The 1,195-nt window shown below is 69.1% G+C and carries 1 protein-coding gene; it reads right to left on the reverse strand.

The window, feature by feature from the left end; genetic code table 11:
- Positions 1-76: 76 nt before the first annotated feature.
- Positions 77-970, reverse strand: a complete 894-nt coding sequence (locus ABZV38_RS40530; RefSeq protein WP_356333986.1) for an alpha/beta fold hydrolase — start codon at positions 968-970, stop codon at positions 77-79.
- Positions 971-1,195 lie beyond the last annotated feature (225 nt).

Here is a 1,195-nt window from a genome sequence, read left to right on the forward strand (position 1 = left end):
GCGGTTTCCCGCGCCACCTGCAACCGATCCCGATCTGCGCCGGCCGGGCCCCCCCGAGGGGGGCCCCCGGCCTGGGTCAGCCCTCCAAGGCAGCGGCGGTGTCCTGCTCCTCCAACAGCCAATTGAGGATGCCGGGGAGCACGGACAGCGCATCGAAGTGCGCCGCCGCCGGCTCCAGCACCGCGGTGGCGCCCGGGATCCTCCCGGCCAGCCAGCGGGAGTGCCCGACCGGCGAGAACACGTCCTTCTCGCCGTGCCACAGCATCACGGAGCCGGTGATGTCCGCCGGGTCAAAGCCCCACGGGGTGCAGAGAGCGATCGCGTCGTCGATCCACCCGTACGCCGAAGTGCGCAGCCCCTCACGGTAGTTGCGCAACAGCATCGAACGGATGCCGGCGTCGTTGACGATGACCCGGTCGGAGTCGGTCAGCTCCCGGCGCAGATCGTCGATGAGCCGAACCGGATTCTGTCTGATCACCGCGGACCGTGAGATGAACGACTCCGCCAGTCCATCCGGATCGGCCGCCGCCGTGGAGTACGCCAGCACATTGGAGGCGGCCATCCCGTCGAACCAGTCCAGGCCGTCCGCACCCCAGGGGGCCAGCCCGACCAGTGCGGCGGTACGCGTGACCCGCTCGGGCATCAGCGCGGCGCAGGCCAGCGCGTGCGGGGCCCCGCCGGAACGGCCCACCACGGCGAACCGCTCCAGCCCGAGCGAGTCCGCGATGGCCCGCACATCCTCCACGACGTCAGCCACGCAGCGGCCCGCGAGTCGGTCGGAGCCGCCATAGCCCGGCCGGTCGTAGGTGATGAGCTGGGTCTTGCGCTGGTACAGCACCATGCCGCGCGGGGCCGGACCGAGCCGGCTGCCGGGCATTCCGTGCAGCAGAAAGACCGGTCTGCCCCGCGGGTCGCCCAGACGCTCCACCATCAGATGCCGCCCGTCCCTTGCGCGCACCCGATTGCGCACTCCGCGCCTCCTCCACTTCGTGCGGGCACCGAGTGCCCGGCTTTCCGTGTCAATTCGATGATGACCCATCAAAGTCCTTGGGGGGAATGGCAATTGAGGTAAATTAACGGCGAGTACCGGACAGGTCCAGTCGCAAACATTCAGTTGGTAATCGGAGCGTGATCGTTCCGGCCGCCTCATCACGCTTGGTGGTCGTCGAGTTGGGCCGTCGCGGTGTGGTTGGAT

The sequence above is a fragment of the Streptomyces sp. NPDC005181 genome, from assembly GCF_040608395.1.
GTDB lineage: Bacteria > Actinomycetota > Actinomycetes > Streptomycetales > Streptomycetaceae > Streptomyces.